Annotated in this window: 21 protein-coding genes; 16 read left to right on the top strand and 5 right to left on the bottom strand. The window is 73.9% G+C overall.

Features of this window, described 5'->3' with window-relative positions:
• The first annotated feature begins 1 nt into the window (after position 1).
• From J4557_RS19505 to J4557_RS19525, 5 genes are read left to right on the top strand one after another with little or no spacing between them, the layout of a single operon-like run.
• Positions 2–1,237 carry a glycosyltransferase gene (locus tag J4557_RS19505; RefSeq protein WP_208268159.1) on the top strand — a complete coding sequence of 412 codons (1,236 nt, stop codon included), beginning with the start codon at positions 2–4 and terminating at the stop codon, positions 1,235–1,237.
• Complete coding sequence (locus tag J4557_RS19510; RefSeq protein WP_208268160.1) at positions 1,234–2,622, top strand: O-antigen ligase family protein; 1,389 nt, start codon at positions 1,234–1,236, stop codon at positions 2,620–2,622. Before J4557_RS19505 ends, J4557_RS19510 begins: the two co-directional genes overlap by 4 nt.
• Positions 2,619–4,001 carry a lipopolysaccharide biosynthesis protein gene (locus J4557_RS19515; RefSeq protein WP_208268161.1) on the top strand — a complete coding sequence of 461 codons (1,383 nt, stop codon included), beginning with the start codon at positions 2,619–2,621 and terminating at the stop codon, positions 3,999–4,001. The genes J4557_RS19510 and J4557_RS19515 overlap by 4 nt, the downstream gene beginning before the upstream one ends.
• A 2-nt stretch (positions 4,002–4,003) precedes the next feature.
• Positions 4,004–4,789 (top strand): sugar transferase, encoded by a 786-nt coding sequence (locus J4557_RS19520; protein WP_208268162.1) that lies wholly within the window; start codon positions 4,004–4,006, stop codon positions 4,787–4,789.
• A 25-nt stretch (positions 4,790–4,814) separates the two neighbouring features.
• A complete protein-coding gene (locus tag J4557_RS19525; protein WP_208268163.1) occupies positions 4,815–5,741 on the top strand; it encodes a hypothetical protein in 927 nt (308 codons plus the stop codon).
• An 18-nt stretch (positions 5,742–5,759) separates the two neighbouring features.
• Here the strand turns inward: J4557_RS19525 and J4557_RS19530 are convergent, their stop codons facing one another.
• Together J4557_RS19530 and J4557_RS19535 are read right to left on the bottom strand one after the other, a co-directional pair.
• Complete coding sequence (locus J4557_RS19530) at positions 5,760–5,897, bottom strand: hypothetical protein (protein WP_208268164.1); 138 nt, start codon at positions 5,895–5,897, stop codon at positions 5,760–5,762.
• A gap of 221 nt (positions 5,898–6,118) precedes the next feature.
• The gene (locus tag J4557_RS19535) at positions 6,119–7,294 is read right to left on the bottom strand and encodes a Rieske (2Fe-2S) protein (RefSeq protein WP_243776058.1); all 1,176 of its coding nucleotides are present in this window, start codon (positions 7,292–7,294) and stop codon (positions 6,119–6,121) included.
• A 696-nt stretch (positions 7,295–7,990) separates the two neighbouring features.
• On the opposite strand from J4557_RS19535, the gene J4557_RS51690 reads away from it, so the two are divergent.
• The 10 genes from J4557_RS51690 (at position 7,991) to J4557_RS19585 (ending at position 18,383) form a co-directional block, all read left to right on the top strand.
• The gene (locus J4557_RS51690; protein ID WP_208268166.1) at positions 7,991–8,770 is read left to right on the top strand and encodes a sensor histidine kinase; all 780 of its coding nucleotides are present in this window, start codon (positions 7,991–7,993) and stop codon (positions 8,768–8,770) included.
• Complete coding sequence (locus J4557_RS19545) at positions 8,767–9,414, top strand: response regulator (protein ID WP_208268167.1); 648 nt, start codon at positions 8,767–8,769, stop codon at positions 9,412–9,414. Before J4557_RS51690 ends, J4557_RS19545 begins: the two co-directional genes overlap by 4 nt.
• Before the next feature lie 82 nt (positions 9,415–9,496).
• The gene (locus tag J4557_RS52195; protein ID WP_208268168.1) at positions 9,497–10,480 is read left to right on the top strand and encodes a cytochrome P450; all 984 of its coding nucleotides are present in this window, start codon (positions 9,497–9,499) and stop codon (positions 10,478–10,480) included.
• 244 nt (positions 10,481–10,724) lie between these two features.
• Complete coding sequence (locus J4557_RS19555) at positions 10,725–11,867, top strand: alpha/beta hydrolase (protein ID WP_208268169.1); 1,143 nt, start codon at positions 10,725–10,727, stop codon at positions 11,865–11,867.
• A complete protein-coding gene (locus J4557_RS19560; RefSeq protein WP_208268170.1) occupies positions 11,867–13,258 on the top strand; it encodes an alpha/beta hydrolase in 1,392 nt (463 codons plus the stop codon). The genes J4557_RS19555 and J4557_RS19560 overlap by 1 nt, the downstream gene beginning before the upstream one ends.
• Before the next feature lie 109 nt (positions 13,259–13,367).
• A complete protein-coding gene (locus J4557_RS19565) occupies positions 13,368–14,735 on the top strand; it encodes a sensor histidine kinase (RefSeq protein ID WP_208268171.1) in 1,368 nt (455 codons plus the stop codon).
• A complete protein-coding gene (locus J4557_RS19570; protein WP_190864891.1) occupies positions 14,732–15,397 on the top strand; it encodes a response regulator transcription factor in 666 nt (221 codons plus the stop codon). The genes J4557_RS19565 and J4557_RS19570 overlap by 4 nt, the downstream gene beginning before the upstream one ends.
• A gap of 140 nt (positions 15,398–15,537) precedes the next feature.
• Positions 15,538–16,158, top strand: a complete 621-nt coding sequence (locus J4557_RS19575; protein WP_307800077.1) for a response regulator — start codon at positions 15,538–15,540, stop codon at positions 16,156–16,158.
• Positions 16,159–16,510: 352 nt separating this feature from the next.
• Positions 16,511–17,122, top strand: coding sequence for a DUF6230 family protein (locus J4557_RS19580; RefSeq protein WP_208268173.1), 612 nt, complete (start codon positions 16,511–16,513; stop codon positions 17,120–17,122).
• A 4-nt stretch (positions 17,123–17,126) separates the two neighbouring features.
• A complete protein-coding gene (locus J4557_RS19585) occupies positions 17,127–18,383 on the top strand; it encodes a DUF6114 domain-containing protein (protein ID WP_208268174.1) in 1,257 nt (418 codons plus the stop codon).
• Positions 18,384–18,413: 30 nt separating this feature from the next.
• Here J4557_RS19585 and J4557_RS19590 read toward each other — a convergent pair whose 3' ends face one another.
• The 3 genes from J4557_RS19590 to J4557_RS49725 are packed head-to-tail and all read right to left on the bottom strand — an operon-like array spanning position 18,414 to position 23,408.
• Positions 18,414–19,757: a serine/threonine-protein kinase gene (locus J4557_RS19590; protein ID WP_208268175.1), complete on the bottom strand. Its 1,344-nt coding sequence runs from the start codon at positions 19,755–19,757 to the stop codon at positions 18,414–18,416.
• Between the two features lie 22 nt (positions 19,758–19,779).
• On the bottom strand, positions 19,780–21,471 hold the full coding sequence (locus tag J4557_RS19595; protein ID WP_208268176.1) for a serine/threonine-protein kinase: 1,692 nt from the start codon (positions 21,469–21,471) through the stop codon (positions 19,780–19,782).
• Positions 21,471–23,408, bottom strand: coding sequence for a serine/threonine-protein kinase (locus J4557_RS49725; protein ID WP_243776059.1), 1,938 nt, complete (start codon positions 23,406–23,408; stop codon positions 21,471–21,473). The genes J4557_RS19595 and J4557_RS49725 overlap by 1 nt, the downstream gene beginning before the upstream one ends.
• A gap of 197 nt (positions 23,409–23,605) precedes the next feature.
• Here J4557_RS49725 and lysX point away from each other — a divergent pair, with 197 nt between their 5' ends.
• Positions 23,606–26,893 (top strand): bifunctional lysylphosphatidylglycerol synthetase/lysine--tRNA ligase LysX, encoded by a 3,288-nt coding sequence (lysX, locus tag J4557_RS19605; protein WP_208268177.1) that lies wholly within the window; start codon positions 23,606–23,608, stop codon positions 26,891–26,893.
• The last annotated feature ends 17 nt before the right edge of the window (positions 26,894–26,910 follow it).

The following is a 26,910-nucleotide window of genomic DNA, read 5'->3' on the forward strand; positions in this document are numbered from 1 at the left end:
GTTGAGTACGAGCAGGAAGCTCCGAGTCGCCACGGTGATCACCCGGTTCAACGGCGGCGCCGGTCAGGTGGCGCTGAACGGCGCGCTGGCGCTGCCGGACGGGGAGTACGAGCGCGCGATCGTCACCGGGGGCGTCGGCATGGACAGCGTCGCCTCGAACGGGGAGGCGCGCGCGACGAGGGACACCGTCCTGTACGGGGACGAGGCGGTCGAGAACGCGGCGGCGGGCGACCTGACGCCCGCCGCGCACGCCGCCGGGATGGAGATCGTGCAGGTCGGGCCGCTGGTCCCGCAGATCTCGCCGCGCGACGACCTCGCCGCGCTGAAGACGCTGACGCGGGTGCTGGCCGAGGGGCGCTACGACGTCGTCCACACCCACAGCGCGAAGGGCGGCGTGATCGGGCGGGTCGCGGCGGCCCGCGCGGGCGTCCCGCGGATCGTCCACACCTGGCACGGGTTCCCGTTCAACGAGTTCCAGTCGTGGGCGCGGCGCCGCGTCTACATCCGGCTCGAGCGGGTCGCGGCGAAGCGCACCGACGCGTTCCTCGCGATCGGGTCGGAGACGGTGACGACGGCGCTGCGGCTCGGCCTCGCCACGCCGGAGCGGATCCGGCTGTCGTGGCCCGCGGTGGACGTTGACGCGTTCGCGACCGCGGCGGGGTCCCGGGCGCAGGCGCGCCGCCGCCTCGACCTGCCGCTCGGGGTGAAGGTCGTCGGCGCGATCGGCCGGCTGACGTTCCAGAAGGGCCCGGAGATCTTCGCGAGGGCCCTCGCGCGGCTGCCCGACGACGTGTTCGGGCTGTGGGTCGGCGGCGGCCCGATGGCGGACGAGCTGGACGCGCTGACGGCGAAGCTCGGCATCGGGGAGCGGATGCGGTGGCTCGGGCACCGCGACGACGTCGCCGAGGTGCTGCCGGCGTTCGACCTGATGGCGATGCCGTCCCGGTGGGAGGGCCTGCCGTGCGTGCTGGTCGAGGCGATCGGCGCGGGGATCCCGCTGGTCGCCACGGCCGTCCCGTCCAACCAGGACCTGGTGCTGGCCGGGGAGACCGGGATGCTCGTCCCGCCGGAGGACCCCGAGCGGCTCGCCGGCGCGATCGGCGCGCTGCTGGACGACCCGGCCGCCGCCGCGCGGATGGCCGAGCGGGCCCGCGCCCGGATCGGCGACTGGTTCTCCCCCGCGCACCTCGGGACCGTCCTGGACGAGACCTACCGAGGAGGCTCCAGGCGCCCATGACCGTCCTGACCAAAGCGCCCCCGGACGCGACGCCGGACGCCCGGCCGGACGCCGGTGCCCCCGCCGAGGCGGAGCTCCCGGCGCTCCGGCGGCGGTGGCCGCTGACGTCGGTCGCCCTGGTGCTCGGCATCGCGTCGCTGCCGATGCTGATGCCGGCGGGCCTGCCGCCGGGCCCCGGCAACACCGGGCTGCCGGACCTCGCGCTCATCGGGCTGGTCGCGGTGACGCTGCTGTGGGCGAGCGGCCGGGGGCTGCCGGTGCGCTGGCCGTTCCTCGTCCCCACCCTGATGACGATCATCGCCGGCGGGATCGCCGCGGTCGTCAACCAGGCCGGCACGCTGACCCTGGTCAAGGACCTGTTCGTGCTGATGTGGGCGGTGTGCATCGCCAACCTCGGCCGCGACCCGAGGGCGCTGCGGCTCGCGCTGCGCGCCTTCGTGGTGATCGGCACGCTCTACGCGGTCATCGAGATCCTCGGGATGATCCTCGGGATCGAGGCGATGTCCGGCAAGCAGCTCGACGGCGAGCGCGCCATGTTCACCTTCGGCGACGCGAACTACGCCTCCAACTGGTTCATCTGCGTCTTCTTCATCACCCGCGCGGCCCGGTACCCGCGCAGGACCTGGCACCGCTGGGCGGTCTGCGCCGTCCTGCTGACCGCCGAGGGGCTGACCGGCTCCAACGGCGGGCTCCTCGCGCTGTGCGTCGCGCTGCTGCTCGGCTACCTGTTCGGGCTCGTCCGCGAGGGGAAGGCGCACCACGCGATCGCGGTCGGCTCGCTGGCGTTCTTCGTCGCGGGCGCGGGCGTCGCCGTCGTCACCACCGTCGACATCCAGCCGTACCTGGACCGGGCGAGCCAGATGTCGCCGGTGCTGCGCGACTCCATCGGGCGCACCACCGGGGAGAGCACCGAGTCCCGCAGCTCGGTGAACGCCGCGACCGTCCAGATGCTGGAGGAGCAGACGCACCCGTGGGGCATCGGCCCCAACCAGACGCGCCCGCAGATGCTCGCGCGGCAGTACGGGTACGTCCGCGAGGCGCACAACGACTACATCGCGGCCGTGCTGGAACGCGGGTTCCTCGGCGGGATCGCGCTGGTCACGCTGCTGTTCGTGCTGATCATGCGGTGCGTGCGGATCGCCCGGCGGGGCGCCCTCACCGCCGAGTACGCGGCGCTCGTCCCGCGCCCGGAGATGTTCGGCGCGCTCCTCGCGGTGTTCCTGGTCTCCGCGCTCTTCTACCAGACCCTGCACTACCGGCACGGCTGGGCGTTCTTCGGCCTCGTCGCCGCCCTCGACCTCTTCGGACGGCGCGCCGCCCCGGGAGGGCGGCCCGCCGGAACCCCCGACGACCCGGACGACCCCGCCGCGGAGGGAGCCCGATGACCGACACCCAGCAGCCGACGGCGGCGCCGACCGCCGACGCCGACGCCGGACGGCTCCGGCGGCGGCTCCTCGCGCTCGTCGCGGGGAACATGGCGGGACGGATCGGCGCGCTCGGCTCGCTCGGCATCGCCACGATCCTGGTCGCGCGGATCGGCGGGCCGAAGCTCGTCGGCGCGTTCACGCTCGTGCGGATCCTGCCGGGGCTGCTGTGCCAGCTGTCCAGCGCCGGGCTGCCCGGCGCCGCACCCTACTTCCTGGCCCGCGACTCCTACGACCAGAGCCGGGTGCGGCCCACCCTGGCGTGGCTGACCGTCATCGGCGCGGTGCTCGGCGGGGCCGGCTGGCTCGCCCTCAGCCCCCTCGCCTACCTGGTGTTCTTCAAGTCGTTCGGGATCTGGATCACGATCGCCGCGGCGGTCCCGTCGTTCACGCAGGGGTTCGTGTCGGTCGGCAAGGGCCTGCTGCAGGGCACCGACGACCAGCACGGCGCGAGCCTCGCCATCGCCGTCGAGGAGTTCGTGTTCGTGCCGATCTACCTGGTGCTGCTCACCGGCTGGTACGGGCCGGGCGCGCTGATCACCGGGCTGGTCCTCGCCGACGTCGCGGCGGCCGCGTGGATCGCGCGGCGGCTCGCGACCCGCGGGTTCTTCCGCGGCTGGGGGCGGGCCGACCCGCGCCTCGGCCGGACGATCGCCGGATACGGGGTGCGCGGCTACGTCGGGCAGCTCATCGACCTGCTCCAGCTGCGGTTCGACATGGCGCTGCTCGGCGCGCTCGCCGGCCCGAAGGTCCTCGGCGTCTACACGGTCGCGAGCAAGTTCGCCGAGCTGGTGCAGCTGCCCGGCCTCGCCGTGAACTACGTGCTGTACCCCGACTTCGCCAAGGAGGACCGGGCGAAGGCGACCCGGCGCACCGCCCGGCTCATCCTGCCCGCGCTCGGCGTGTCGGCGCTCGCCGCGGTCCCGCTCGCGCTCGTCGCCGGGACGGCGCTGCCGTGGATCTTCGGGGACGTGTTCGACGACGCGGTCGTGCCCACCTACATCCGGCTCGCGGGCGTCGTCACGTTCGGCGTCACCGGGCTGATCATGGCGTACCTGTACGGGGTCGGGCGGCCCGGCGCCGCGTCCACCGGGCAGGGCATCGGCCTGCTGGTCGTCGTCGTGCTCGGCGCGATCCTCATCCCCCGGCACGGCGCGGTCGGCGCGGCGATCGCCACGTCCGTCTCGTTCGTCGCCACCACCGCCGCGCTGCTCGCCTGGTTCCAGCACGTCCGCAAGACCGCCGCCCGCGAACCCGCGGCCGGGGCGGGGCCCGCGCCGGAGGCGTCCGGCGCGGGGCTCGCCGCGGCCGACGACCCTGCTCCGCACAGCAAGGGGTGACCATGTCCGAGGACAACACCGAACTCGCCACGCGGCCCGTCGACCCGTCCGACGGCGTCGCGCCCTCGGGGGCGCGCCGCGCCCTGGACATCGCCGGCGCGCTCACCGGGCTGCTGCTGCTCAGCGTCCCGCTGGCGCTCATCTACCTGCTGGTCCGGCTGTCCAGCCCGGGTCCCGGGGTGTTCCGGCAGACCCGCGTCGGGCAGGGCGGCCGGCCGTTCACCATGTACAAGTTCCGGACGATGCGGCAGGGCGTCGGCGGGCTCACCGTCACCGCCAACTGCGACCCGCGGCTCACCCGGATCGGCAAGCTGCTGCGGCAGTGGTCGCTGGACGAGCTGCCGCAGCTGGTGAACGTGCTGCGCGGGCAGATGACGCTGGTCGGGCCGCGCCCGGAGACCTACGACCTCGCGGTGCACTACGACGCGGACTCGCGGTGGATCTTCGACCACCGGCCGGGGCTGACCGGGGTGTCGGAGGTCCGGTTCCGCGACTTCGACGTGCTCGGCCCGGGCGAGGAGGTCGACCTCGTCAACTACATCGAGCGGATCGTCCCGGCGCGGGTCGCGGTGGACGCGGTCTACCTGCGCGACCCGTCGATGCGGCAGACGCTGCGGGCGCTGTGGGACACCGTCAAGCACATCCTCGGGTTCACGATCCCGCCGCTGCAGGTGGCGTCGGACGGGACCGTCGAGGAGGCGCCCGAGCCCGCGCCGCCGCACACGCCGCCGCACGCGGCCGACGCCGCCCCGCGCACGCCCGCCGAGGAGCCCGGCTCCGCCGCGTAGAGACCCGCATCGGGGAAAGGGAGACATGGACATCCGGGACGTCCGGTTCAAGGTCTCGGCCGTCGCGGCCGCGGTGGTGCTCGTGGCCGGGTTCCTCCTCTACCTCCAGCACCGGTCGCCGTCCGGCGGGGACGCCCCCTACAGCGGCCCGCCCGCGACGCCCGGCAGCCCCGCCGCCCGGCCGGGCGAGACCCGCCGCATCGCGCTGAACACCCGGCCGTCGGACTACCCGCGGCTGAAGGAGCTCGGCTACGACCTGGTGGACGCCAAGCCGGACGACTCGCTCGTCGCGGGCGTCCCCGACGGGATGCAGGCGCTGCTGTGGGTCGGCAACTTCACCTGCGGCTCCTTCGACCTCGACTACGACGCGTTCACCCGGGCGGTGCAGAGGTACGGGCGCAGCCCGAAGGTGTACGGGTGGTACCTGTCCGACGAGCCGGACACCGGGCGCTGCCCGAAGGTCGCCGGCGAGATCCGGCGGCGCGCCGACTACATCCGGCAGAACGCGCCCGGCCAGGTCTCGTTCGTCTCGCTGACCGACTGGCCGATGCGGCAGCTCGCGCCGAAGCGGGTCGGCGTCGACCTCTACGGCCTCGACCCGTACCCCTGCAAGGGCTCGGCGGACGTGCAGGACTCGTGCGACATCGGGGCGATCGACCGGATGGTCCGGCTGGCCGACGACGCCGGCATCCCGCGCGCGCGGGTCGCGCCCGTCCTGCAGACGTTCGGGCAGAGCTGCAGCAAGGGCGACAAGCAGTACTGGCTGCCGACGCAGGCGCAGTTCCGGAAGATCCTCGCCCGCTGGGACAGGCTCGCGCCGCGTCCCAGGCTCGAGATCTCCTACTCGTGGGGGCACCAGTCCGAGTGGGCGTGCCCGTCGCTGGCGGACGCGTCCGGCGGCGCCCATCCCGACCTGCAGAGCATCATGAAGGCCCGCAACACCGCGAAGTGAGGGCCGGCGCCGGAGGCGTCAGTGCTTGGGGTGGTCGGCGACGGCGGGATGGCCGTCCGACGGCAACGGCAGGTTGAACGACCCGACCTTCAGGGCCAGGACCTCCATGCCGCCGATGAGCAGCACGAACACCACGGCCATCAGGCCAAGCTGCACCCGGTTCGGCTTCCTGCGATTCAACGTGCGGCTCAGCCTGACACTGAAAGCCGCCCAGGCCCCGCGTTTCACGCGCACCCCTTCAATCCCCCATTAACCATAAGGAACCTAACACAACACCCGCCCCGGACACGCCCCGACGCGCTCCGCCGCCGAGCGCGGCGAGCCGCCGTCATGCCGGCCCGCATGACGGCGGCTCGCCGCGCGTGAACGCGGTCGGGTCAGGAGACGCGGCGGCTGGTGAGGTTGGCGGCGCGGGCGTTGACGCAGGAGCCGGTCGCCAGGTCGAACGCGAAGTTGTGCGCCAGGCAGTGCACCTGCCCGTCGCGGATGACCGCGCCGACCGACAGGTCCTCGCCCGCGTGCGGGCAGTACCGCGGGATGTCGTAGCACCCGCCGGCCCACTCCACGGTGATCCGCTCGCTCTCGTCCCGGCCCGTCTCGTACGCCTCGACGGCGTTCAGGGCGGGCGCGTTCGCGTGCTTGAGCAGCCCCACCAGGTAGTCGTTGTAGACGTCCGGGTCGCGGTACAGGCTGAGCCGGAAGGAGATGAGCAGGTCCTCCCAGGCCATCCGGCCGGTCAGCACGGAGTCCAGCCAGCGGCCGGCCGTGGTGATCCGGTAGTGCGGGCGCGCGTCCGGGGACGCCTCTCCGACCGTCAGCCCCTCCGGCGAGAAGTCCACGTCCCAGACCCCGCCGTTCGGGCCGGTGATCTCGAACCGGACCAGCATCGCGATCTGCCGGAGGAAGTAGTCGCTGAGCGAGCCGAGGTGCTCGAAGTGGGCGGTGAACCGCGCGAACAGGTCCGGGCCCGGCTCCGGGTACTCGGCGAGGACGCCCTCGATCAGCTCCTTGCGGTCCTCCGCGTACTGCTTGAGGTAGGCGGGGCGCTCGTCGTCGGCGAAGGAGAACTCCGCCGAGACGGGGTCCCGGACGATCTCGCCGGTGTCGAGGTCGACGGTGTCGCCGGGCTTGAAGCACTCCCAGCGCTGCCGCGGCAGGTGCTCGCGCAGCCACTCCGTGGAGACCTCGGGGTCGCAGAACGCCCCGTCCCGCTGGCCGAGCACCCAGTTGAGGCGGTCGACCTCGCCGTCCAGGAAGCACGGCGGCCCGGCGAACGGGACCGCGAGCTCCGGCTGGGTCTGCCGGACGAGCCGCTGCGCGGCGCGCAGCTTCGACACCCGCTTGTCCATCGAGACCTTGGCCATCTCTTCGGCCGGGTACTCGTAGCAGATCGGATGCCAGGACGCGCCGGAGGTCTGCAGCGCCATCAGGTCGAGCCGGCCGCCCGCCAGGTGCTTGGCCCGGCGGGCCTGCGCGGCGGTGAGCCGGGCGTCGTTGCAGTGCAGGAACCCGCGGCCGTCCGCGACGATGAGAAAGGCCGCGTCATGGCACATAGGGGAGAGTTCCGGAATGACCGTTATCCAGGAGCCCCGATTGTCGAGCGGGAATTTCTCCCAGGGTTCTATCTCGATTACCTGGCGGGAACCCGCGGCTTCCGCCATCCGTTCCCGGAAGGCCGGTCCCGGATAGCGCGGAATGAGGATCCGGGTCCGCCGCGGAAGCCGGCCGATGACCCAGGGGTCGAAATGATCAAGGTGCTCGTGCGAGACCGCCACCCAGTCCGCGGCGAGCAACCGATCGACGTCGAGGTGATCGTTTCTGGGGTACTGGTGCCAGGCCCCGATAAAGGCCCCCGTCGGAGCGAGCCACGGGTCTGCGAGCAGGTGGAACGCCCGGGCGTGCACCGACACCCCCGCGTGTCCGATAAATGTGACCGTCGGCATACCGAGACTGTCCCTCGCCGGCCCCGCCGCCGCACCCGCCCGAATGCGCAAAGCGGCTACGCCGTAGGCATGAAGGAAATGCCACAAGCCGAACTGACAATCCTGACTTAGACGCTCGAAGAAAGACCCGAGTTTACCCGGATCGAGGCATGTCCACTTCCGGTCACGCACCGATCTGTTGCGGTCAATTGACTGGACACGACCGGGCACGCCGGGTGACCGTCGGAGGCGGTGCTGGTAAATAGGGACGGGGGTCCTTTCATGATCAACGGGCGGTCACGGTCCTCCCCGGGAGCGGGCGCGGGCGTGGGGACGCTCGCCGCCGCTCCCCCGCGGGAGGACGGCCGGGAGGACGTGCGGGAGGACGCGCGGCCCGATCCTCCGGCCGCGCCGGAGACGGCCGGCGAGCACGCCCTCTGGAAGCGGCGGCTGCGGCACGACATCCGGCACGAGCTCGGCACGATCATCATGCTGGCGTCGGCCGTCGTCGTCGCCGAGGACGTCGGCGACGGCAGCCGCGCGCGGATCGAGCAGCTGCTCGGCGAGACCCGGTGGCTCGACCACCTGCTCCGCCGGCTCGACGAGGACGACGACGACCAGCCCATGCCGAGCCCGGAGCGGATCCGGGTGGACGAGCTGACCGCCGAGGTCGTGACCGGCATGCGGCTCGCCACCCCGCACGAGGTCTGCTTCGGCGGCGGCGAGGCGTGGGCGCACATGGACCCCGTCGCGCTGTGGCGGGCGATCCGCAACGTCCTCGACAACGCGTGCCGCGTGGCCGAGGGCCGCGTCAACGTCCAGGTCGAGGCCGACCAGGGCTGGGTCGTCATCCAGGTCGACGACGACGGCCCGGGGTTCGGCGCGGGCCCGGGCACCGGCGGGGCGCGGCGCGGGCTGGCCTCGCTCGGCCTCGGCATCGTCCACGACCTCATCTCCGGCTACGGCGGCAGCCTGGAGATCCGCACCTGCGAGATGGGCGGGGCGCGGGTGCGCATGCTGCTGCCGTCGTCCCCGCCGCTCCGCGACCCGGTGCCGTTACCCGAGCCGGCGCCGCAGCACGCCGACGACTGGCGGCCGCACCCATGAGAGTGATCATCTGCGACGACCACGCCGTCTTCGCCGACTCGCTGTCGCTGGTCCTGTCGGACGCCGGGCACGTGGTGGTCGGCGTCGCCTACTCGCCCGAGGAGGCGCTGCCGGTGCTGCGCGGCCGGCAGGCCGACGTCTGCCTGATCGACCTGCAGTTCCCGTCGGGCACCGCGCTGGACTGGATGCCCCGGCTGCGCGCGGCCGCCCCGCAGACGCAGTTCGTGGTGCTGACCGGGTTCCTGGAGCGGCACGTCCTGGAGGAGGGCGTCGCGGCGGGCGTGCGCGGGTTCGCGCACAAGGGCCAGCAGGCCGGCGACATCCTCACCGTGCTGCGCCGGGTCGCGGCCGGGGAGGTCGTCGTGGACCAGGTCGCCCGGGCCGACGCCGTCCGGCCGCGCAGCCAGGCGCAGCGGGTGGCGCGGTTCCTCACCCCGCGCGAGCGGGAGGTGCTCACGCGCCTCGCGCGCGGCGAGTCCACCCAGGCGCTCGCCAAGGCGATGGGCGTGACCCGCAGCACCGCGCGCAGCCACGTGCAGAGCGTGCTGAGCAAGCTCGGCGTGCACTCGCAGCGGGAGGCGGTGATCGAGGCGGCCCGGCACGGGCTGGTCAGTGTCGAGACCGGTGAGTGGCTGGCGGGCTGACACGTGGCGGGGGACGGCCGAATCCGGACATACGGGGTTCGGCCGGGACGCGTTAGCGTCCACCTGAGAAGGAGGGGTTCCCATGCCTCGACGGGGAGGCGCGCTGCCCGTCTCGGACGCGGCGGCCCTCGGCTGCGCGGACGCCTTCGCGCGCGGCGTCCCGCACGACCGGCTCGACCGGCTGCGCTCGCGGACGCCGGTCGTCTGGCAGGACGCGGGCGCGGCGGAGCGGCCGGGCGCCTGGGCGGTGCTGCGGTACGCCGACGTCCAGCACGCCCTCACGCGCCCGCAGCTGTTCCCGCCGGAGGACGACGGCGTCCTGCACGGCCCTCGGACGGAACCCCCCGACGGCACCGAACGCCCCGGCACGGCACCGCTCGGCACCGAACGGCCCGGCTGCATGAGCGGGCGCGGTGGCCGGCCGGCGGGACGCCGCGATCCCGACGCGATCCCCGACGACGAGCCGGGCCGCGCGCCGATCGACATGGACCCGCCCATGGCCGCGATGCTGGACCGGATCCCGCCCGGCGACGCGGTGGACTTCGTCCGCCAGGTCGCGCACGACCTGCCGGAGACCCTGCGCAACACCCTCGCGGGCGGCCTGCACGCCCTGCTGCGCCACCCGGACCAGTACGCCCGGCTCCGCGCCGACCGCGGCGACGAGCGGCTGATCGACGGCGCCGTCGAGGAGATGCTGCGCTGGTGGACGCCGGTGCTGCAGGTGCGGCGGCGGGTGCGGCGCGCGACGGAGATCGGCGGGGTGCCGCTGCTGCCCGGCGAGCGGGTGGCGCTGTGGCTGGTGTCGGCGAACCACGACGAGGACGTCTTCCCCGACCCCGGCCGGTTCGTGCCCGACCGGTTCATGGAGGGTGGGCGGCCGCACCTGTGCTTCGGCACCGGCCGGCGCGCCTGCCTCGGCGCGCGCCTGGCCCGGGCGCATCTGCGGGCGTTCCTGGTCGCGCTGCTGGAGCGGCCCTCGCTCGCGCAACCGGCGGGAGAACCGGTAATGTCGCGGTCCAGTGCCCGTCACGGTTTCGAGCGGTTGCCGATCCGCTGGAACGGCTGAGGGCGGGCCCGAGCGCACTGTGCGCCATATCACCGGATCGCGGCGCCCTACCGCCGCCTCCTCAGCGTCCCCCGAACCGGTCCCGGACCGCCGACCAGCGGCTCCGCGCCGCGCCGGCGGCCGCACCGGAACGGTCCACCGGCGATGAACCGTTCGCTGAACTTCGATCGGGACTCCGCCGTATCCCGGCAGAGTCGCCCGTTGCGCGCCCGCACCCCGGGCGCGGCACCGGAGGGGGCTGGTTGTGGGACTGACGAGTTCGGGCCTGCTCGCCGTGCTGTCGCTGCTCACGGCGGCGTGCCTGGCGGGCACCGTGTGGCTGTGGCCGCGCGCCGCGGGCGGCGGCGCCCGCGCCGTCGCGAGCCGGGCGGCGCTGCTGGCGGGCTGCCAGGTCGCCGTCCTGCTGACGCTGCTGGCGTCGGTGAACGCGTACTACCTCTTCTACGGCTCGTGGCGCGACCTGCTGAGCGCGGCGGGCGGGACGTCGACGCAGGCGCAGCATCCGCCGCCCTCCGGCGCCGGGGCGGCGGCCGCGAGCCAGGCCGTCCGGAAGGTGCGCTCCGACCTCGACCCGGGCGGCAAGGGCGGGCGCACCGCCGCGCGCGACGGCCAGGTCGAGCACCTCGACATCCGCGGGATCCGCACCGGGATCTCCGCCGAGGCGTACGTCTACCTCCCGCCGCAGTACTTCCAGCCCGCCTACGCGGCGCGCCGCTTCCCCGTCGTGCTGCTCATCGCCGGCTACCCGGCCGCCGACCGGATGGTGTGGATCGACAAGGGGCACATCCCCGAGGACGCCGCGAAGGCCCTGGCGGCCGGCCGGATCCAGCCGATGATCTACGTGATGATGCGGCCGACCGTGGAGGAGGGCTGGGACACCGAGTGCGCCGACGTGCCCGGCGGCCCGCAGGTCGAGACGTTCTTCGCCCAGGACGTCCCCGAGGCGGTCTCGGGGGCGTACCGGACGGCGCGGACCCGCACCGGCTGGGGCCTCGCCGGATACTCGACCGGCGGGTTCTGCGCCGCCAAGCTCCTGCTGCTGCACTCCGACCGGTTCTCCGCCGCCGCGAGCATGGCCGGGCACTTCGACGCGCTGCTCGACCGCACCACCCGCGAGCTCTACGGCGGCAGCAAGCAGATCCGGCGGAGCAGCGACCTGGTCTGGCGGCTGCGGAACCTGCCGCAGCCGCCGGTGGCGGTGCTGGTGGCGTCCGCGGACGTCGGCGAGAAGACGTACCCGTCGGCGCAGCGGTTCATGAGGGCGGCGCGGCCGCCGCTGGTCGTGGACAAGCTGCTGCTGCCGACCGGCGGCCACAACTTCAAGACCTTCCGCAAGTACATCCCGCCGTCGATCGCGTGGCTGAGCGCGCACCTGAAGGGGGAATGATGGAGCCGGTCAGCGCGGCGTTCCTCGTCCTGGTGTGCGGGTCCGCCGCGGCGGGCCTCGTCGCGGCGGTGGTGCTGTGGCCGCGGTTCGCCGGGGGCGGCGTCCGCCCGGTGGCGGCCCGGACGGGCCTGCTCCTGGGCTCGCAGGCGCTGCTGACCGCCGCGGTCGTGCTGCTGGTCAACCGGTACTTCGTGTTCTACGCGACCTGGGGAGACCTGCTCGGCGGCACCACCACGACCGCGACGGTGAAGCAGGTGCAGCCGAGCCGCGGCGCGGAGGCGGCGGCCGCCGGGCCGGTGCACCGGGTGACGACGGCGCTCGGGCCGAAGCGGCGCGGGCACCAGCGCGACCCGGCCGAGGACGGGCGGGTCGACCGGCTGGACGTCGAGGGCGCGCGCAGCGGCCTCGGCGCGCAGGCGTACGTCTACCTCCCGCCGGAGTACTTCCAGCCCCGGTACGCGAACCGGCGGCTGCCGGTCGTCATCGCCGTCTCCGACGACGGGTCCGGGTCGGACACCGGGACGGCGTGGCTGCGGGAGGCGAGGCTGCCCGACGCGGCCGTCGCCGCGATCCGGGCGGGCCGCGCCCAGCCGGTGATCTACGCGGCGGTCGGGGCGGTGCGCCGGTTCGCGCCCGTCCGGACGCCGTCCGCGAGCCCCGTGCACGGCGGTCCCGGCGGGCCGGGCGAGCGCCGCGGTCCGAGCGGGCCTGGGGAGCGCCGCGGCCCGCAGGCGCTTGACAGGTCGCACGGGCCCCTCGGCGGGGCGCCGGAAGCGGCGCCGCGCCCCGTCCGGCCGGCCGGGTGCCTGGACCTTCCGGGCGTCGCGGGCGGGCAGGCCGAGACCTTCCTCGCCCAGGACCTGCCGCTCGCGCTGGCCGCCACGTACCGGCTGCCTGAGACGCGCGCGGGCTGGGGCGTCGCGGGGATCGGGACGGGCGGGCAGTGCGCCGCGCGGCTCGCGATGCTGCACTCCGACCGGTTCACCGCCGGCGCGTCCCTGAACGGCCGGTTCGGGACGCCCACCGAGGGCTCCGGCACGGACGCCCGGACGGTCGTCAAGCTCAAGGCCGGGACGGGGAAGGCGCCGCGCGGCGGGACGAGGACCGCGCCGGAACCGGACGACCCCTATGGCGGCAGCGAGCCCTACCGGCTCGACCAGGACCTGACGTGGCGGCTCCAGCACCTCCCGCCGCCGCCCGTCTCGGTGCTGGCCGCGGCCCGGGCGACCGGGCCCGACGCCGACGCGGCCGTGCGGTTCACCGCGCTGGCGAAGCCGCCGATGCGCATCGACACGGTCCTCGTGCCCGGTGACCCGGCGACGCTGAAGCAGTGGCGCGACCACCTGCCGGTCGTACTGGAGTGGCTCAGCGCCCATCTCAGAGCCGAATGACCGGTATGCCGCCGTCCTCCCCGGGCCGATCCCCTACCTCCCGGGGAGTAGGCCCGCTGCCTCCTCCCGGCCGACGTGCCGCCGCACGCCGATGACCTAACGTGCAGGAATGAGCACTTCGCCGCCGCACGGGGCGGTCCGGGCGCACTGGCCGCGGCCGTCCGCGTGGCCCGTCTGGGTCGTCCCGCTGCTCGTCCTGGCCGTCGAGTTCTTCGGGACGATGGCGGCGCAGCACGGCGCGTCCCGGGACCGGACGTGGAACCGCGGCGACGGCTGGGGGCACGGGCCCGGCTGGGGCGACGGCTCGCACACCTACGGCACCACGCACCTGGACGCGCTCGGCTTCGCGATCGTCCTCGCGGGCCCGGCGCTGCTGCTGCTGCGCCGCCGGTACCCGGTGCCCACGCTCGCGGCGACCGGCCTGCTCACCGGCCTGTACTTCCTGCGCGCCTATCCCTACGGGCCGGCGTTCGCGGCCGTCGGCGTCGCGATGCTCGGCGCGATCGTCGCCGGGCACCGGCTCGTGGCCTGGGCCGGGACGGCGGTCTCGGTGGCGGTGTACTTCGGGATCACCGCGCTGATCGGCGTCCCGTTCGGGGAGCGCGGCACGCCCGGCCGCCCGTTCCCGGTCGAGGAGCCGAGCGTCGGCGGGGTCAGCGTGGTCGTCGGCTGGTCGCTCGCGGTGCTGGTCACCGCCGAGCTCGTCCGGATGACCGGGCAGCGGGCCGCCGAGAGGGCCCGCACGCGGGCCGAGGAGGAGCGCCGCCAGGCGAGCGAGGAGCGGCTGCGGATGGCGCGCGAGCTGCACGACGTGCTGGCGCACAACATCTCGATGATCAACGTGCAGGCGGGGGTGGCGCTGCACCTGATGGACGGCGATCCCGAGCAGGCCCGCACCGCGCTCGCCGCGATCAAGGAGGCGAGCAAGGAGGCGCTGACCGAGATGCGGTCGGTGATCGGCGCGCTGCGGGCGCAGGGCGAGACCGCGCCGCGCTCCCCTACCGCCGGGCTCGGCCGGCTGGACGACCTCCTCGACCGCGCGCGCTCCGCCGGGCTCGCGGTGGACGCCGAGATCACCGGGAAGCGCCGCCCGCTGCCGGCGGGGGCCGACCTCGCCGCGTTCCGGATCGTGCAGGAGTCGCTGACGAACGTGACCCGGCACGCCGGTCCGGGCCCGGTGACGGTGCGGGTCCGCATCGCCTACCGTGAGCGGGAGATCGAGGTGCGGGTCGAGGACGACGGCCGAGGCGCGTCGCTGCTGGACGACCACCCGGGCGGCAGCGGCATCCGCGGCATGCGGGAGCGGGCCGCCGCGCTCGGCGGGACGTTCGACGCCGGGCCGCGGGCGGGCGGCGGGTTCGCCGTCCGGGCGGCGCTGCCGCTCAACGGCGAGCCGGAGGACGACGCGGACGGCGACGGCGCCACGGGCACCACGGGCGCCGGTGAGGGGACTCCCGCGGAGAGGGGCGGTCGATGATCAAGGTGCTGCTCGCCGACGACCAGGTGCTGGTCCGGGCGGGGTTTCGGGCGCTGCTGGACGCCCAGGACGACATCGAGGTGGCCGGCGAGGCGAGCGACGGCGAGGAGGCCGTCGCGCAGGCGCGCCGGCTGCGCCCGGACGTGATCCTGATGGACATCCGGATGCCGGGCCTGGACGGTCTCGCCGCGACCCGCCGGATCGCCTCCGACGACCGGCTCGGCGACGTCAAGATCGTGATCTTGACCACGTTCGAGCTGGACGAGTACGTGTTCGAGGCGCTGCGCGGCGGCGCGAGCGGGTTCCTGGTCAAGGACACCGAGCCGGTCGAGCTGATCCACGCGGTGCGGGCGGTCGCGGCCGGGGACGCGCTGCTGTCGCCGGGGGTGACCCGGCGGCTGATCGCCGAGTTCGCGGCGCGGGCGAAGGAGCCGGCGCCGTCGCCGCGGCTGAACGCGCTGACCGACCGGGAGCGCGAGGTGATGGCGCTGGTCGGCGAGGGGCTGTCGAACGAGGAGATCGCGGCCCGCCTGGTGGTGAGCCCGGCGACGGCGAAGACGCACGTCAGCCGCACGATGGTGAAGCTCGGTGCGCGGGACCGGGCGCAGCTCGTGGTGTTCGCCTACGAGTCGGGACTGGTCAAGCCGGGCTGGCTGCCCTAGAAAGGGGACGGGCGGGCGCGCCCGGTGTCCCCGGCACGGGGCCCTGCCCTGGAAATTCGCACTCTGTCGCGATTCACTGTCCCCGTCCGTGGTGACATGACATGGTGGAACGCACAGGCCGTCACCGAAGAAGGAGTCCGGTGCCGCACGACACGAGGATCCTCGCCGTCGACGACCGCGAGGAGAACCTCACCGCCCTGGCGGCGGTGCTCGACGCGCTTCCGGTCGAGGTGGTGCCCGCCTCGTCCGGGCAGGCGGCCCTCAAGGAGCTGCTGGGCGACGACTTCGCGCTGATCCTGCTGGACGTGGTGATGCCGGAGATGGACGGGTTCGAGACGGCCCAGCACATCAAGGCCCGGCCCCGCACCCGGGACATCCCGATCATCTTCCTGACGGCGGCGGGCGGCGAGAGCGAGCAGGCCTACCGCGGCTACGCGGCGGGCGCGGTCGACTTCCTGACCAAGCCGTTCGACCCGTGGCTGCTGCGCGCCAAGGTGTCGGTCTTCCTCGACCTGCACCGCAGCAACCTGGAGCTGCGGCGGCAGGCGGCGCTGCTGCGCCGCACCCTCGCCGAGCACGGCGGCGCCGAGCTCGACGGCGCGGGCGGCGGCTGCGGCGGGCTGCTGCAGGCGCTGGACGAGCGGGTCTCCCGCGTCGAGGACGCGCTGGCCCGGATGCGGTCCGGGGAGCCGGCCGACGACCTCGACGCGAGCGTCGCCGACCTGCGGCTCGCCCTCGACGCGTTCTCCGCCGGGAGCTGACCCGCACCCCGCCGGGAGCCGGCCTGCCGCGCTTCCCCGCCGGGAGCCGACCCGGCGCGTTCTTCACCGAACCCGGCCCCCGGTCCAGGGCCCGCGAACCCCTGCCGCGACGGGGTTTCGGACGCCCGTCAGTGACTACTTACAGTAGCGGATAACGGTCCGTCCCGAACGGGGGAGCTCAGCGGTGGCCGTGATCGTTTACGCAGGTCACCTGCCCCAATTCTTTACCTTTGAGTTCTCTGTACCGGTTTGCCGCAAGTAAGTACTTGAGGGTAACTTGCACTCACCGTCACACACGTGACCCGCATCACCGGGCGCCCCGCCCGGCCCCCCGACCCCCAGGAGTCCCCCTATGACCGACCCCGCCGGCCCCACCGACGCCGCCGCCGCCGGCCTCGGCCGCGTCCGCTGGAAGCGTTTCGCCGCCATCGCCGCCCCCGCCGCGGTCGGCGCGGGCGCCCTGGTCTTCATGACCGCGCAGGGCGCCATCGCCTCCTCGTTCGCCGTCTCCGGCAGCAGCTTCAAGGTCAGCGCCGACTCCCTCACCGGGACGGGCTTCGTCCAGTACGGCGACGTCGACGCGAGCAAGGACGGCACGAAGCACCCGGTGCAGGTCTCCGGGATCAAGAACGCGACGATCACGAACATGTGCCAGTCGGTCAAGGTCGGGCCGTTCACGCTGCGGCTCACCGCGGGCACCAAGGGCACCCCGGTCCAGGCGTCCGACCTGGTCCTGGACGTCGAGCAGCTGGACGCCGACGCCGAGTTCTCCAACATCGAGATCGGCCGGGACGCCAGCACGCTCGACAAGGGCCCGAACGGGGCGAAGGGCACGGCCGGGATGTTCGGCCAGCAGGCGGACTCCATCAAGCTCACCGGCGTCAAGCAGGTCGCGTGGGCGACCACCGCCGGCACCTTCAAGCTGAGCGACCTCAGCATGAAGCTCGGCAAGGAATGCTTCTGAGACGATGACGGACACGACACCCCACGGGTTCCGCCGCTGGCGGCGCACGCGCCCCTTCTGGGGCGGCGCGTTCGCCGTCCTCGGCGGCGCGGAGCTCATCGCGATCCCCCTCGCCCCGATGCCGCTGGTCGTGCACCAGGGCATCGCCGGCGTGGCGAGCTGGCTGATCGGCGCGCTGCTGATCGCCGCCGGCGCGCTGATGTGGTTCCAGCCCGCGCAGCGCGGCTTCTTCGGCATCCTCGCCGTGCTGCTGTCGCTGGCGTCGTTCCTCACGTCGAACTTCGGCGGCTTCCTCGTCGGGATGCTGCTCGGCCTGCTGGGCGGGGCGCTCGGCTTCGCCTGGGCGCCCGCGCGGCCCCGCGGGCCGGGCGGACCCGACGGGCCCGAGCGGCCCCGCGCCGGCGGGCACGGCATCGGCGCGCACGCGGCACCGCGCGGCGGACGGTACACCGCCCTCGCGCTACCGCTGGCGCTGCCCGGCGCTCTGGGTCTGCACCTGCTGGGCGCGGCGCCCTCCCCGGCCGCGTCCGCAAGCCCGGCCGCGAGCCCGGCCGCGTCCGCGAGCCCGTCCCCGGCCGCCAAGGCCGCGCAGACGCCCGCGCCCACCGCGAGCGCCTCCGCCGGCGCGACCCCGTCAGCCGGCACGACCCCGTCCCCCTCGGCCACGCCCTCGGCGTCACCCTCGGCGTCACCCTCGGCGTCACCGTCGGCCTCGGCCTCGCCGTCGTGCCCGGCCGTCCCGGCGAACGGCTCGGGGCTGTCCCAGGACCAGGCCGCCAAGCTGCTCCAGGAGATCCAGTCCAGCAAGGACCCGGCCGCGTGCCTGGGGGCCGGCCAGGCCACCACGAAGGCCGCCGCGTCCGGCTCCCGCCTCTACAGCGATGCCGGGACGCTGCGGGCGAGTTCCCTGACCATGTCGGGCCTCAGCTACGACGGCGTCGCGTCGCTGCCCTCGGCGTCCGGGACGGTGCGGGCGCTGAAGTTCAGCATGTCCAAGGCCGTCCTGAAGGACGTCGACCAGACCGCCGCGCACGGCGGCGTCACCAGCCGGATCAGGACCGGCTCGCTCACGCTGACCGGCGACGTCGTCATGTACACGACGAAGATGTCGTCGAAGCTGCTCGGCATCCCGCTGACCTTCACCCCGGAGCAGCCGCCGCCGCTCACCCTGCCGTACATGGTGATGACGGACGTGGTGTCCGAGCAGCCCTCGGTGACGGCGAACGGGGCGCAGATCAGCGGCCTCGGCATCACGACCTGACGCCGCGGGCGCGGCGGCGCGAACCGGACGTCAGGGCAGCACCAGGCTGATGACGGCCATCGTGGCCGTGTGGCCGGGACTCGCGAAGCCGAGCGCGTCGACGTGCAGCTTGCGGCGCAGGATGAAGGCGCCGAGCAGCACCGCCGCCACGACCAGGACCACCGCGACCACGATGATCATGATCGTCTTGCGGCGCTCCGCCTGCCGGACGCCGTGCACGGACGGCGGCGCGGGCGGCTGCTGCCAGTTCGCGAAGTGCTGCGGCTGCTCCCACGGCGGCGGCGTCTGCGGCGCGCGCTGCCGGGAGTGCGCGGTCGGCGGGCGCTGGTGCGGAGGCGGCGCCCACTCGGTCTCCAGCAGCGTCCGCTCCTCCGGCTCGGACGCGGGACCGCGCTGCGACGGGTAAGGGTCCCGGCCGCCGCTCCGGCCGGGCCCCGGATCCCGGCGGGTGACCGGGTCCAGCTCGTCGGGGTCGAGGACGGTCTCCGACGCGTCGTCGGCGCCGTAGTAGCCTCGCGGCCCGTCCATCACCGTGTCGTCGGCGCTCGTGACCGGCGGCGGAGGCGCCGAGGCGACCTGCGTGAGCAGGGGGAGCGCCTGCGACGCCGTCATCCGGTTCACCGGCTCGCGCGCCAGCAGGCCGTCCAGGACGCGGCCGAGCGGCCCCGCGTTGCGCGCCGGCGGCACCGGCTCGGACAGCGCGGCCTGCAGCGACGCCATCGCGTCCGAACGCTCGTACGGGGAGCGGCCCTCGACCGCCGCGTACATCGTCGCGCCCAGCGCCCACAGGTCGGACGCCGGGACCGCGCGCTCGCCCTGCGCGCGCTCGGGCGGGATGTACGCGGGCGACCCCATGACCAGGCCCGTCTGGGTGAGGGTCGCGTCGCCCTCGACCTGCGCGATGCCGAAGTCGGTGAGCACGACCCGCCCCGAGTCGGTGATCAGCACGTTGCTCGGCTTGACGTCGCGGTGCAGGATGCCCTTCTCGTGCGCGTGCCGCAGCGCGGCCAGCATCTGCAGCCCGATCTCGGCGACCCGGCGGTGCTCCAGCGGCCCGCGGTCCAGCAGGTCCTGCAGGGACGGGGCGAGGACCAGCTCCATCACGATCCAGGGCCGGTCCGACTCCTCGACCACGTCGTGGACGGTCACCACGCCCGGATGGTTCAGCCGCGCCGACGCCCGCGCCTCGCGGAACGTCCGCTCGTACAGGACGGCGCGCTCGGCGTCGTTCAGCCCGGGCGGGAGGACGACCTCCTTGACCGCGACCTCGCGGTCGAGCATGACGTCGAAGGCGCGCCACACGGTGCCCATCCCGCCGCGGCCGACCACCGAGTCCAGCCGGTAGCGGTTACCGAGCAGACGTGCCTGTGCCATCTGTTTCCGGACCCCCCAGTGTTCATCCCACCCCTGAGGGAGAGAACGTGCCGAGCACATTCTTCACGAGAGGTGCTTTCTCGCTCCACTGGGACGAGGGTAGCGCCACCACGACCGCGTATGCCTGGCCGTCCACGATCACGCCCCGGTCGACGGCGTGGGTGCCGCCGAGGCGCGACCACGTGAACTCGATGTCGGCGGCCGGGACGCCCCGCACGCTGGACTGCTTGATCTCCCCGACCTGCTGGAAGTTCTTCAGCCAGCCGTCCGCGATCGCCTGGTTCTTCCAGGTCGCCCAGTGCTGTACCGGGTCGCCGCTCCACTGGGTCTTGTCGACCTGGATGTAGGCCTTGGTGGCGGGGTCGGACCACACGACGCCGCGGCGCGTCGTCGACCGCTGCCACCCGGGCGGCACGCCGATCGAGTAGCCGGGACCGGTCACCTTGTTGAGGCCCGCGGGCCACGTCGGCGCGGACGGCGACGGCCGCTGCGACACCGGGGACTGCGCGGCCGGCCTGCTCGCGCCCCCGGCGACGGGCTGCCCCGTCGTCGGGTTCGGATCGGGATCGGGCTTGCCGCCGTGCGGCCAGAGGACGAGCACGGCCGCCGCGACCGCGGCCGCCAGGACGACCGACCCCGCGAGGATCGGCAGCACCGGCGACCGGCGCTTCGCCTGGACGCCCGTCGTGCCCGGCCCGCCCTGCGCCGGCGTCCACTGCAGCCCGTCCGTCCCCGGCGGGTAGTGCGCCGTCATGTCCGGCACCGGGACCTGCTGGTTCGGCATCGGAAGGGGAGGCGGCGCGGACTGCGTCTGTCCCGTCCCGAGACCGGCGGGCCCGGCGGCGTCGCCGACCGTGACGTTGCTCCAGGCGAGCTGCGCGGCGGCCTGGTCGAGGGCGTGCCCGGACGCGACCGCGGTGAGCGCCTCCTCGGCGCTCTCCGCGCTCATCCGGCGGACCGGATCGCGCTCCAGCAGCCCGAGCAGCACCGGCGCCAGCGGCCCCGCGTTCTTCGGCGGCGGCACGTCCTGCGTCATCACCGCCGCCAGCACCGCCATCGCGTCGCTGCGGTGGTGCGGCGCCTTGCCCTCGCACGCGGCGTACAGGGTCGCGCCGAGCGCCCACAGGTCCGACGCCGGGATCGCCCGGTCGCCGTTGACCCGCTCCGGCGGCATGTACGCCGGCGACCCCATGATCAGCCCGGTGCCGGTCAGCGTCGCGTCGCCCGCCATCTGCGCGATGCCGAAGTCGGTGAGCACCGCCCGGTCGTCGTCGGTGACCAGCACGTTCGCGGGCTTGACGTCGCGGTGCAGGATGCCGATCGCGTGCGCGGCGCGCAGCGCCCCGACGATCTGCCGGCCGACGGCCGCGACCCGTCCGGGCGGCAGCGGCCCGTCCTCGTCCACGACGTCCTGGAGCGACCGCGCCTGGACCAGCTCCATGACGATCCAGGGCCGGTCGTCCTCGTCCACGACGTCGTGCACGGTCACGACGCCCGGATGGTTCAGCCGCGCCGACGCGCGCGCCTCGCGCAGCGTCCGCTGGTGCCGGGTGTGGCGCTCCTCGTCGCTCAGCCCGGACGGCAGCAGCACCTCCTTGACCGCGACCTCCCGGTCCAGGGTCTCGTCGAGGGCCCGCCAGACCGTGCCCATGCCGCCGCGTCCCACCACCGACAGCAACCGGTAGCGCCCCGCGAGCAGGCGACCTTCCACCATCACCCCTCCGCCGGCTTGAAGTACTGGTACACCGGCTGCAGCTCGGAGAACGTCCGGTCCCAGGCGTCCTGGGGAGCGCGCAGCAGGATCGCGTAGCCGTGCCCGTTCGCGACGAACCCCCGGTTCAGGATGTGGATCCGGCCGCCGTCGCCGTCGAAGGTGAACTCCCAGTCCGCCGACCGGTCGCCGTTCCCGGTGTCGGGGACGGGCGGGTGGTCGCCGGTCGGCGCGATCCTGATCTTCTTGTAGCCGGGGAAGCCGGCACCGCCGTTCTCATGCTGCCGCCAGTCGTCGATCGCGCTCTTGCCGGGGCTGTCGGTCTGGTCGATCTGCACGTAGGTCCGCCTGCCCGGGGCGTAGAAGTAGTCGCTGGTGCCCTTGTGCTCGGGGCCGGTCCAGCCGTCGGGGACGACCACCGAGTAGCCCGAGCCGTCCTTGTGGGGCCGGAAACCGGCCGGCGGCGCCGTGCCCGACGGGGTGGCGCTCGCCGAGGCCGACGCGCTCGCCGACGTCGCCGGCGCGGACGGGTGCCCGCCCGCCGGCGCCCCGGCGTGCTTCTTCGGCTTGCCGTCGCCGGAACTCGCCCACGCGATCCCGGCGATCACCACGATCACCACGAGCACCAGCCCCGCGACGATCAGCACGTTGCGGTTGGAGGCCAGCGCGGGCCGTCCCGACGGGGTCGCCGGGCCGCCGAGCGGCGGCGGGCTCTCGACCGGCCGGGTCTCGGGCCCGGACGCCCACGACGCGGCGCCGTCCAGTTCGGTGCGGTTCGGGTCGGCCCGGGTGAGGTCGGGGCGGTTCGGGTCGGCCCTGTTCGTCCCGGCCCTGTTCGTTCCGGCGCGGTTCGGGTCGGCGCGGGCGGTGGCGCCCGACGGGACGTCGAACCGGGTCAGCTGGTCGGGACGCGCGTCCGGGGACTCCGCGTGCGGCGCGGCCACGCCCTGGCCGCCCGCCCACGGCGCCGCCCGCGTCGCGCCCGCGGGCGGTTCGGGCTCCGGCTCCTCGTACGGGTCGGGCATCGTGCTGCCCGGGGCGCCGCCCGGCGGTTCCTCGACCGGGTACTCGACGGCCATCGTCCGCTGGGTGTCGATGGTCTCCTGGCGGACGATGTCGTCCAGCAGCGCGCCGGCCTCGATGGCCTCCATGCGCTGGTCGGGGTTCTTGCGCAGCAGGCCCTCGATCACCGGGACGAGCCGGCCGCCCTTCTCCGGCGGGTCCGGCTCGTCGGAGATCACCGCGACCAGCGCGGCCATCGGCTCGGAGCGCTCGAACGGCGACTTGCCGTGCAGCATCGCGTACAGGGTGACGCCCAGCGACCACAGGTCGGAGGCGGGGCCCGCGGTGCGGCCGCGGGCGCGTTCGGGAGCGATGTAGGCGGGCGAGCCCATGACCAGGCCCGTCTGGGTGAGGGTCGCGTCGCCGGACGCGGTGGCGATGCCGAAGTCGGTGAGCACGGCGCGCTCGCCCATCCGGCCGGTACCGGTGATCAGCACGTTGCTCGGCTTGACGTCGCGGTGCAGCACCCCGGCCTGGTGCGCGGCGTGCAGCGCGGCCAGCATCTGCCGGCCGATCTCCGCGGCGCGGCGCGGCTCCAGCGGCCCGTCCTGCTTGATCACCTGGTCCAGGGAGCGGGCCTTGATCAGCTCCATGATGATCCAGGGCCGGTCGTCCTCCTCCACGACGTCGTACACGGTGACGACGCCGGGATGGCCCAGCCGGGCCGCGGTGCGCGCCTCACGGAACGTACGCTTATGGTGGACAGCGCGTTCCTCGTCGGTGAGACCATGCGGCAGGATGACCTCCTTCACCGCGACGTCTCTGCCGAGGACCTCATCGTGTGCCTGCCAGACCGTCCCCATGCCGCCTCGGCCGACCTGGGTCACCAGGCGGTAGCGGCGGGCGAGCAACCGCTCACCGGTGGTCTCATTTGGCATATCCGCGACCATATCGACTTTTGCTGACAACCTTGGATCGAGCTTGCAAGCGACATCCCCCCACCCGTACGACGTCCGGCGCCGCGCCGAGGTTCGCCACCGGGCGGGCGGGCCCGGACGGGAGCGTGGTGCGTGTGACACCCGGTATGAATAAGCCCGGTACGACCAACAGGGCCACGCACGGCGACGGGGGGACCATGGCGGAGAAGGGCCTACTGGGCGAATGGCGCCGCCTGCTGCAGGCCGCGCCGACCATCTTCTTCTGGTACACCCGTCTCTCCGGGATCCTCTCGCTCCTTGCCTGGGTCTCCTATGGTCTCATCCTCGAGATAGCCGATATCTGGGCCCTGCGGTGGATCGGCTACCTCGGCTGGTTCCCCAGCGTGCCGATCGGCCTGCTGTGGATCCTGCTCTCGATGGGCATCCGGCGGCGCAAGAAGGCCGCCTGGCGGATCCTCGTGCTGATCTTCTGCCTGCCCGCCGCGGTCGGCGTGAGCACGGTGCTGACGACCCTGTTCGACCCGTCCGAGCCCACCTCCATCGGCCAGCTCGTCACCGCCGGCGTGTACCTCGCGGTCCTCGCCCTGCTGGTCTCCGCCCGCGGCCAGTTCACCACGCTGCCCGACCGCGCGAACCGGCGGCTCGCCGCCACGGTCTTCACCAGCCTGCTGGTCGTGACCTGCGGGATCGGCACGTTCCTGGTCACCCTCACCGACACCAACCCCAAGGGCGGCTTCTGGACGCACCCGCTCTACGCGATCCTGCAGACCGTCCTCGGGCCGCGCGTCACCGGCAAGCCGATCGACGTGTCCGTCCCGTTCTGGGTCGACGCGATCCTGTGGGTGCTCGGCACCGGCCTGATGATCGCGACGTTCTGGGCGCTGTTCAAGCCGGGCCGCCGCGACCCCGTCCTCAGCCCGCCCGAGGAGCTCGCGGCGCGCCGCCTGCTCGCCGAGTACGGCGAGCAGGACTCCCTCGGCTACTTCGCGCTGCGCCGCGACAAGGACGTCATGGTCGCACCGAACGGCAAGGCCGCCATCGCCTACCGGGTCGAAGGTTCTGTCTCCCTGGCCAGCGGCGACCCGCTCGGCGACCCCGAGTCCTGGGACCAGGCGATCGAGGCGTGGCTGGAGGAGTGCCGCGAGCACGCCTGGATCCCCGGCGCCGTCAGCGTCGGCGAGCGCGGCGCGCACGTCTACCGGCGGCACGGGTTCGACGCCCTGGAGCTCGGCGACGAGGCGATCGTCGACCTCACCGAGTTCAACCTGGACGGCCGGGAGATGCGGCAGGTCCGGCAGGCCGTCCGGCGGGTCGAGCGGGCCGGGTACACGATCCGGATCCGCCGCCACGCGCAGATCCCCGCCTGGGAGATGGCCAAGCTGATCCGCAGCGCCGACGCCTGGCGCGGCGAGGAGACCGAGCGCGGCTTCTCCATGGCGCTCGGCCGGCTCGGCGACCCCACCGACGGCCGCTGCGTCATGGTCGAGGCGTTCGACGCGAACGGGGAGCTGCGCGGGCTGCTCAGCTTCGTCCCGTGGGGCCGCAGCGGGCTGTCCCTCGACCTGATGCGCCGCGACCGGGCCGCCGAGAACGGCCTGAACGAGTACATGGTCGCCAAGCTCGCCGAGAAGGCCGCCGCGGTCGGCGCGCAGCAGCTGTCGCTGAACTTCGCGATGCTGCGGTCGGCGTTCGAGCGCGGTTCCCAGATCGGCGCCGGGCCCGTCTCCCGGCTCTACTACCGGTTCCTGTCGTTCGCGTCGAAGTTCTGGCAGCTGGAGTCGCTGTACCTGTCGAACGCCAAGTACCTGCCGCACTGGCGGCCCCGCTACATCTGCTACACGCAGGGCCGGCACATCATCCGGCTCGGGCTCGCCTACGCCCGCGCCGAAGGCTTCCTGCCGAACCTGAACCGCCCCAAGCTGGACCGTGCCGCCGCCATGGTCCCCTCCCCCGACCTGGTCGAGGAGATCAAGCGGATCGAGGAGGCCGCCGACGCCGCCCGCGCCCCGCACCGCCGGCTGTCGGAGCAGGAGCGGGTCCGGCACGCCAAGCTCGACCAGATCCGCGCCGCCGGGATGGAGCCCTACCCGCTCGGGTTCGACCGCACCGACTTCGCCACCGGGATCCGCGAGCGGTTCGCCGGGCTCGCCCCCGACACGCGCACCGGCGAGCGGGTCGCGGTCGCCGGGCGCGTGGTGCTGGCCCGCGAGCACGGCCGGCTGATCTTCGTGACGCTGCGGGACGAGACCGCCGACCTCCAGGTCATGCTGACGCAGGACGCGCTCGGCGAGGAGCCGCTCGGACGGTGGAAGTCGCTGGTCGACCTCGGCGACCAGGTCGGCGTGCGCGGCGAGGTCGTCACGTCCCGGCACGGCGAGCTGTCGGTGCTCGCGTCCTGCTGGCAGCTGACCGCCAAGTGCCTGCGGCCGCTGCCGAACAAGCGGACCGGGCTGTCCGACCCGGAGGCCCGCGTCCGGCAGCGCTACGTCGACTTCATCGTCAACGACGAGGCGCGCCGGATGCTGCGGATGCGCGGCGACGCCATCGCCGCCGTCCGCGACCGGCTGCGCGCCGGCGGGTTCCTCGAGGTCGAGACGCCGATGCTGCAGCCCGTCCACGGCGGCGCGACCGCCCGCCCGTTCACCACCCGCATCAACGCCTACAACATGCAGCTCTACCTGCGGATCGCGCCCGAGCTGTACCTCAAGCGGCTGCTCGTCGGCGGCGTCGGCCGGGTCTTCGAGCTGAACCGCAACTTCCGCAACGAGGGCGTGTCGCAGAAGCACAACCCCGAGTTCACGATGCTGGAGGCGTACGAGCCGTACGGCGACTACGACACGATGGCCGAGCTGACCCGCTCCCTCGTGGTGGACGCGGCGAACGCCGCGCTCGGCACCACCGTCGTCGTCCGCGACGGCGTCGAGTACGACCTGGCCGAACCGTGGCACGAGATCACCGTGTACGAGTCGCTGTCCAAGGCGCTCGGCGAGGAGGTCACCCCCGACACGCCGGTGTCCGCGGTGCAGGCGCACGCCGAGCGGGTCGGGCTGAACTTCGACCCGGCCTGGGGGCAGGGGAAGATCGTCCAGGAGCTGTTCGAGGAGCTGGTCGAGGAGCACCTGACCGCGCCGACCTTCGTCCGCGACTACCCGGCCGAGACCTCGCCGCTGACCCGGCCGCACCGCGTCGACCCGCGGCTCGCGGAGAAGTGGGACCTGATCGTCTTCGGCATGGAGCTGGGCACCGCCTACTCCGAGCTGATCGATCCGATCCTGCAGCGGCAGCGGCTCACCGAGCAGTCCCTGCAGGCCGCCGGCGGCGACCCGGAGGCGATGGAGCTGGACGAGGACTTCCTGCGCGCCCTGGAGTACGCGATGCCCCCGGCGGGCGGCATGGGCATGGGCATCGACCGGCTGCTGATCACCCTCACCGGCCGCAGCATCCGCGAGACGATCCCGTTCCCGCTGGTCCGGCCCGGCTACTGAGCCACCGGGAGCACGCG

The organism is Actinomadura nitritigenes (genome assembly GCF_017573545.1).
GTDB classification, from domain to species: Bacteria; Actinomycetota; Actinomycetes; order Streptosporangiales; family Streptosporangiaceae; genus Spirillospora; species Spirillospora nitritigenes.

Excerpts from the sequence above, each read along its gene's own strand:
- J4557_RS19570 (WP_190864891.1), top strand. The coding sequence starts at position 14,732 with ATGATCAAGGTGCTGCTCGCCGACGACCAGGTGCTGGTCCGGGCGGGG.
- J4557_RS19545 (WP_208268167.1), top strand. The coding sequence starts at position 8,767 with ATGAGAGTGATCATCTGCGACGACCACGCCGTCTTCGCCGACTCGCTG.
- J4557_RS19525 (WP_208268163.1), top strand. The coding sequence starts at position 4,815 with ATGGACATCCGGGACGTCCGGTTCAAGGTCTCGGCCGTCGCGGCCGCG.
- J4557_RS19535 (WP_243776058.1), bottom strand. The coding sequence starts at position 7,294 with ATGTGCCATGACGCGGCCTTTCTCATCGTCGCGGACGGCCGCGGGTTC.
- J4557_RS19590 (WP_208268175.1), bottom strand. The coding sequence starts at position 19,757 with ATGGCACAGGCACGTCTGCTCGGTAACCGCTACCGGCTGGACTCGGTG.
- J4557_RS52195 (WP_208268168.1), top strand. The coding sequence starts at position 9,497 with ATGCCTCGACGGGGAGGCGCGCTGCCCGTCTCGGACGCGGCGGCCCTC.
- J4557_RS19565 (WP_208268171.1), top strand. The coding sequence starts at position 13,368 with ATGAGCACTTCGCCGCCGCACGGGGCGGTCCGGGCGCACTGGCCGCGG.
- J4557_RS19515 (WP_208268161.1), top strand. The coding sequence starts at position 2,619 with ATGACCGACACCCAGCAGCCGACGGCGGCGCCGACCGCCGACGCCGAC.
- J4557_RS19520 (WP_208268162.1), top strand. The coding sequence starts at position 4,004 with ATGTCCGAGGACAACACCGAACTCGCCACGCGGCCCGTCGACCCGTCC.
- lysX (WP_208268177.1), top strand. The coding sequence starts at position 23,606 with ATGGCGGAGAAGGGCCTACTGGGCGAATGGCGCCGCCTGCTGCAGGCC.
- J4557_RS19510 (WP_208268160.1), top strand. The coding sequence starts at position 1,234 with ATGACCGTCCTGACCAAAGCGCCCCCGGACGCGACGCCGGACGCCCGG.
- J4557_RS19595 (WP_208268176.1), bottom strand. The coding sequence starts at position 21,471 with ATGGTGGAAGGTCGCCTGCTCGCGGGGCGCTACCGGTTGCTGTCGGTG.
- J4557_RS19580 (WP_208268173.1), top strand. The coding sequence starts at position 16,511 with ATGACCGACCCCGCCGGCCCCACCGACGCCGCCGCCGCCGGCCTCGGC.
- J4557_RS19560 (WP_208268170.1), top strand. The coding sequence starts at position 11,867 with ATGGAGCCGGTCAGCGCGGCGTTCCTCGTCCTGGTGTGCGGGTCCGCC.
- J4557_RS49725 (WP_243776059.1), bottom strand. The coding sequence starts at position 23,408 with ATGCCAAATGAGACCACCGGTGAGCGGTTGCTCGCCCGCCGCTACCGC.
- J4557_RS19585 (WP_208268174.1), top strand. The coding sequence starts at position 17,127 with ATGACGGACACGACACCCCACGGGTTCCGCCGCTGGCGGCGCACGCGC.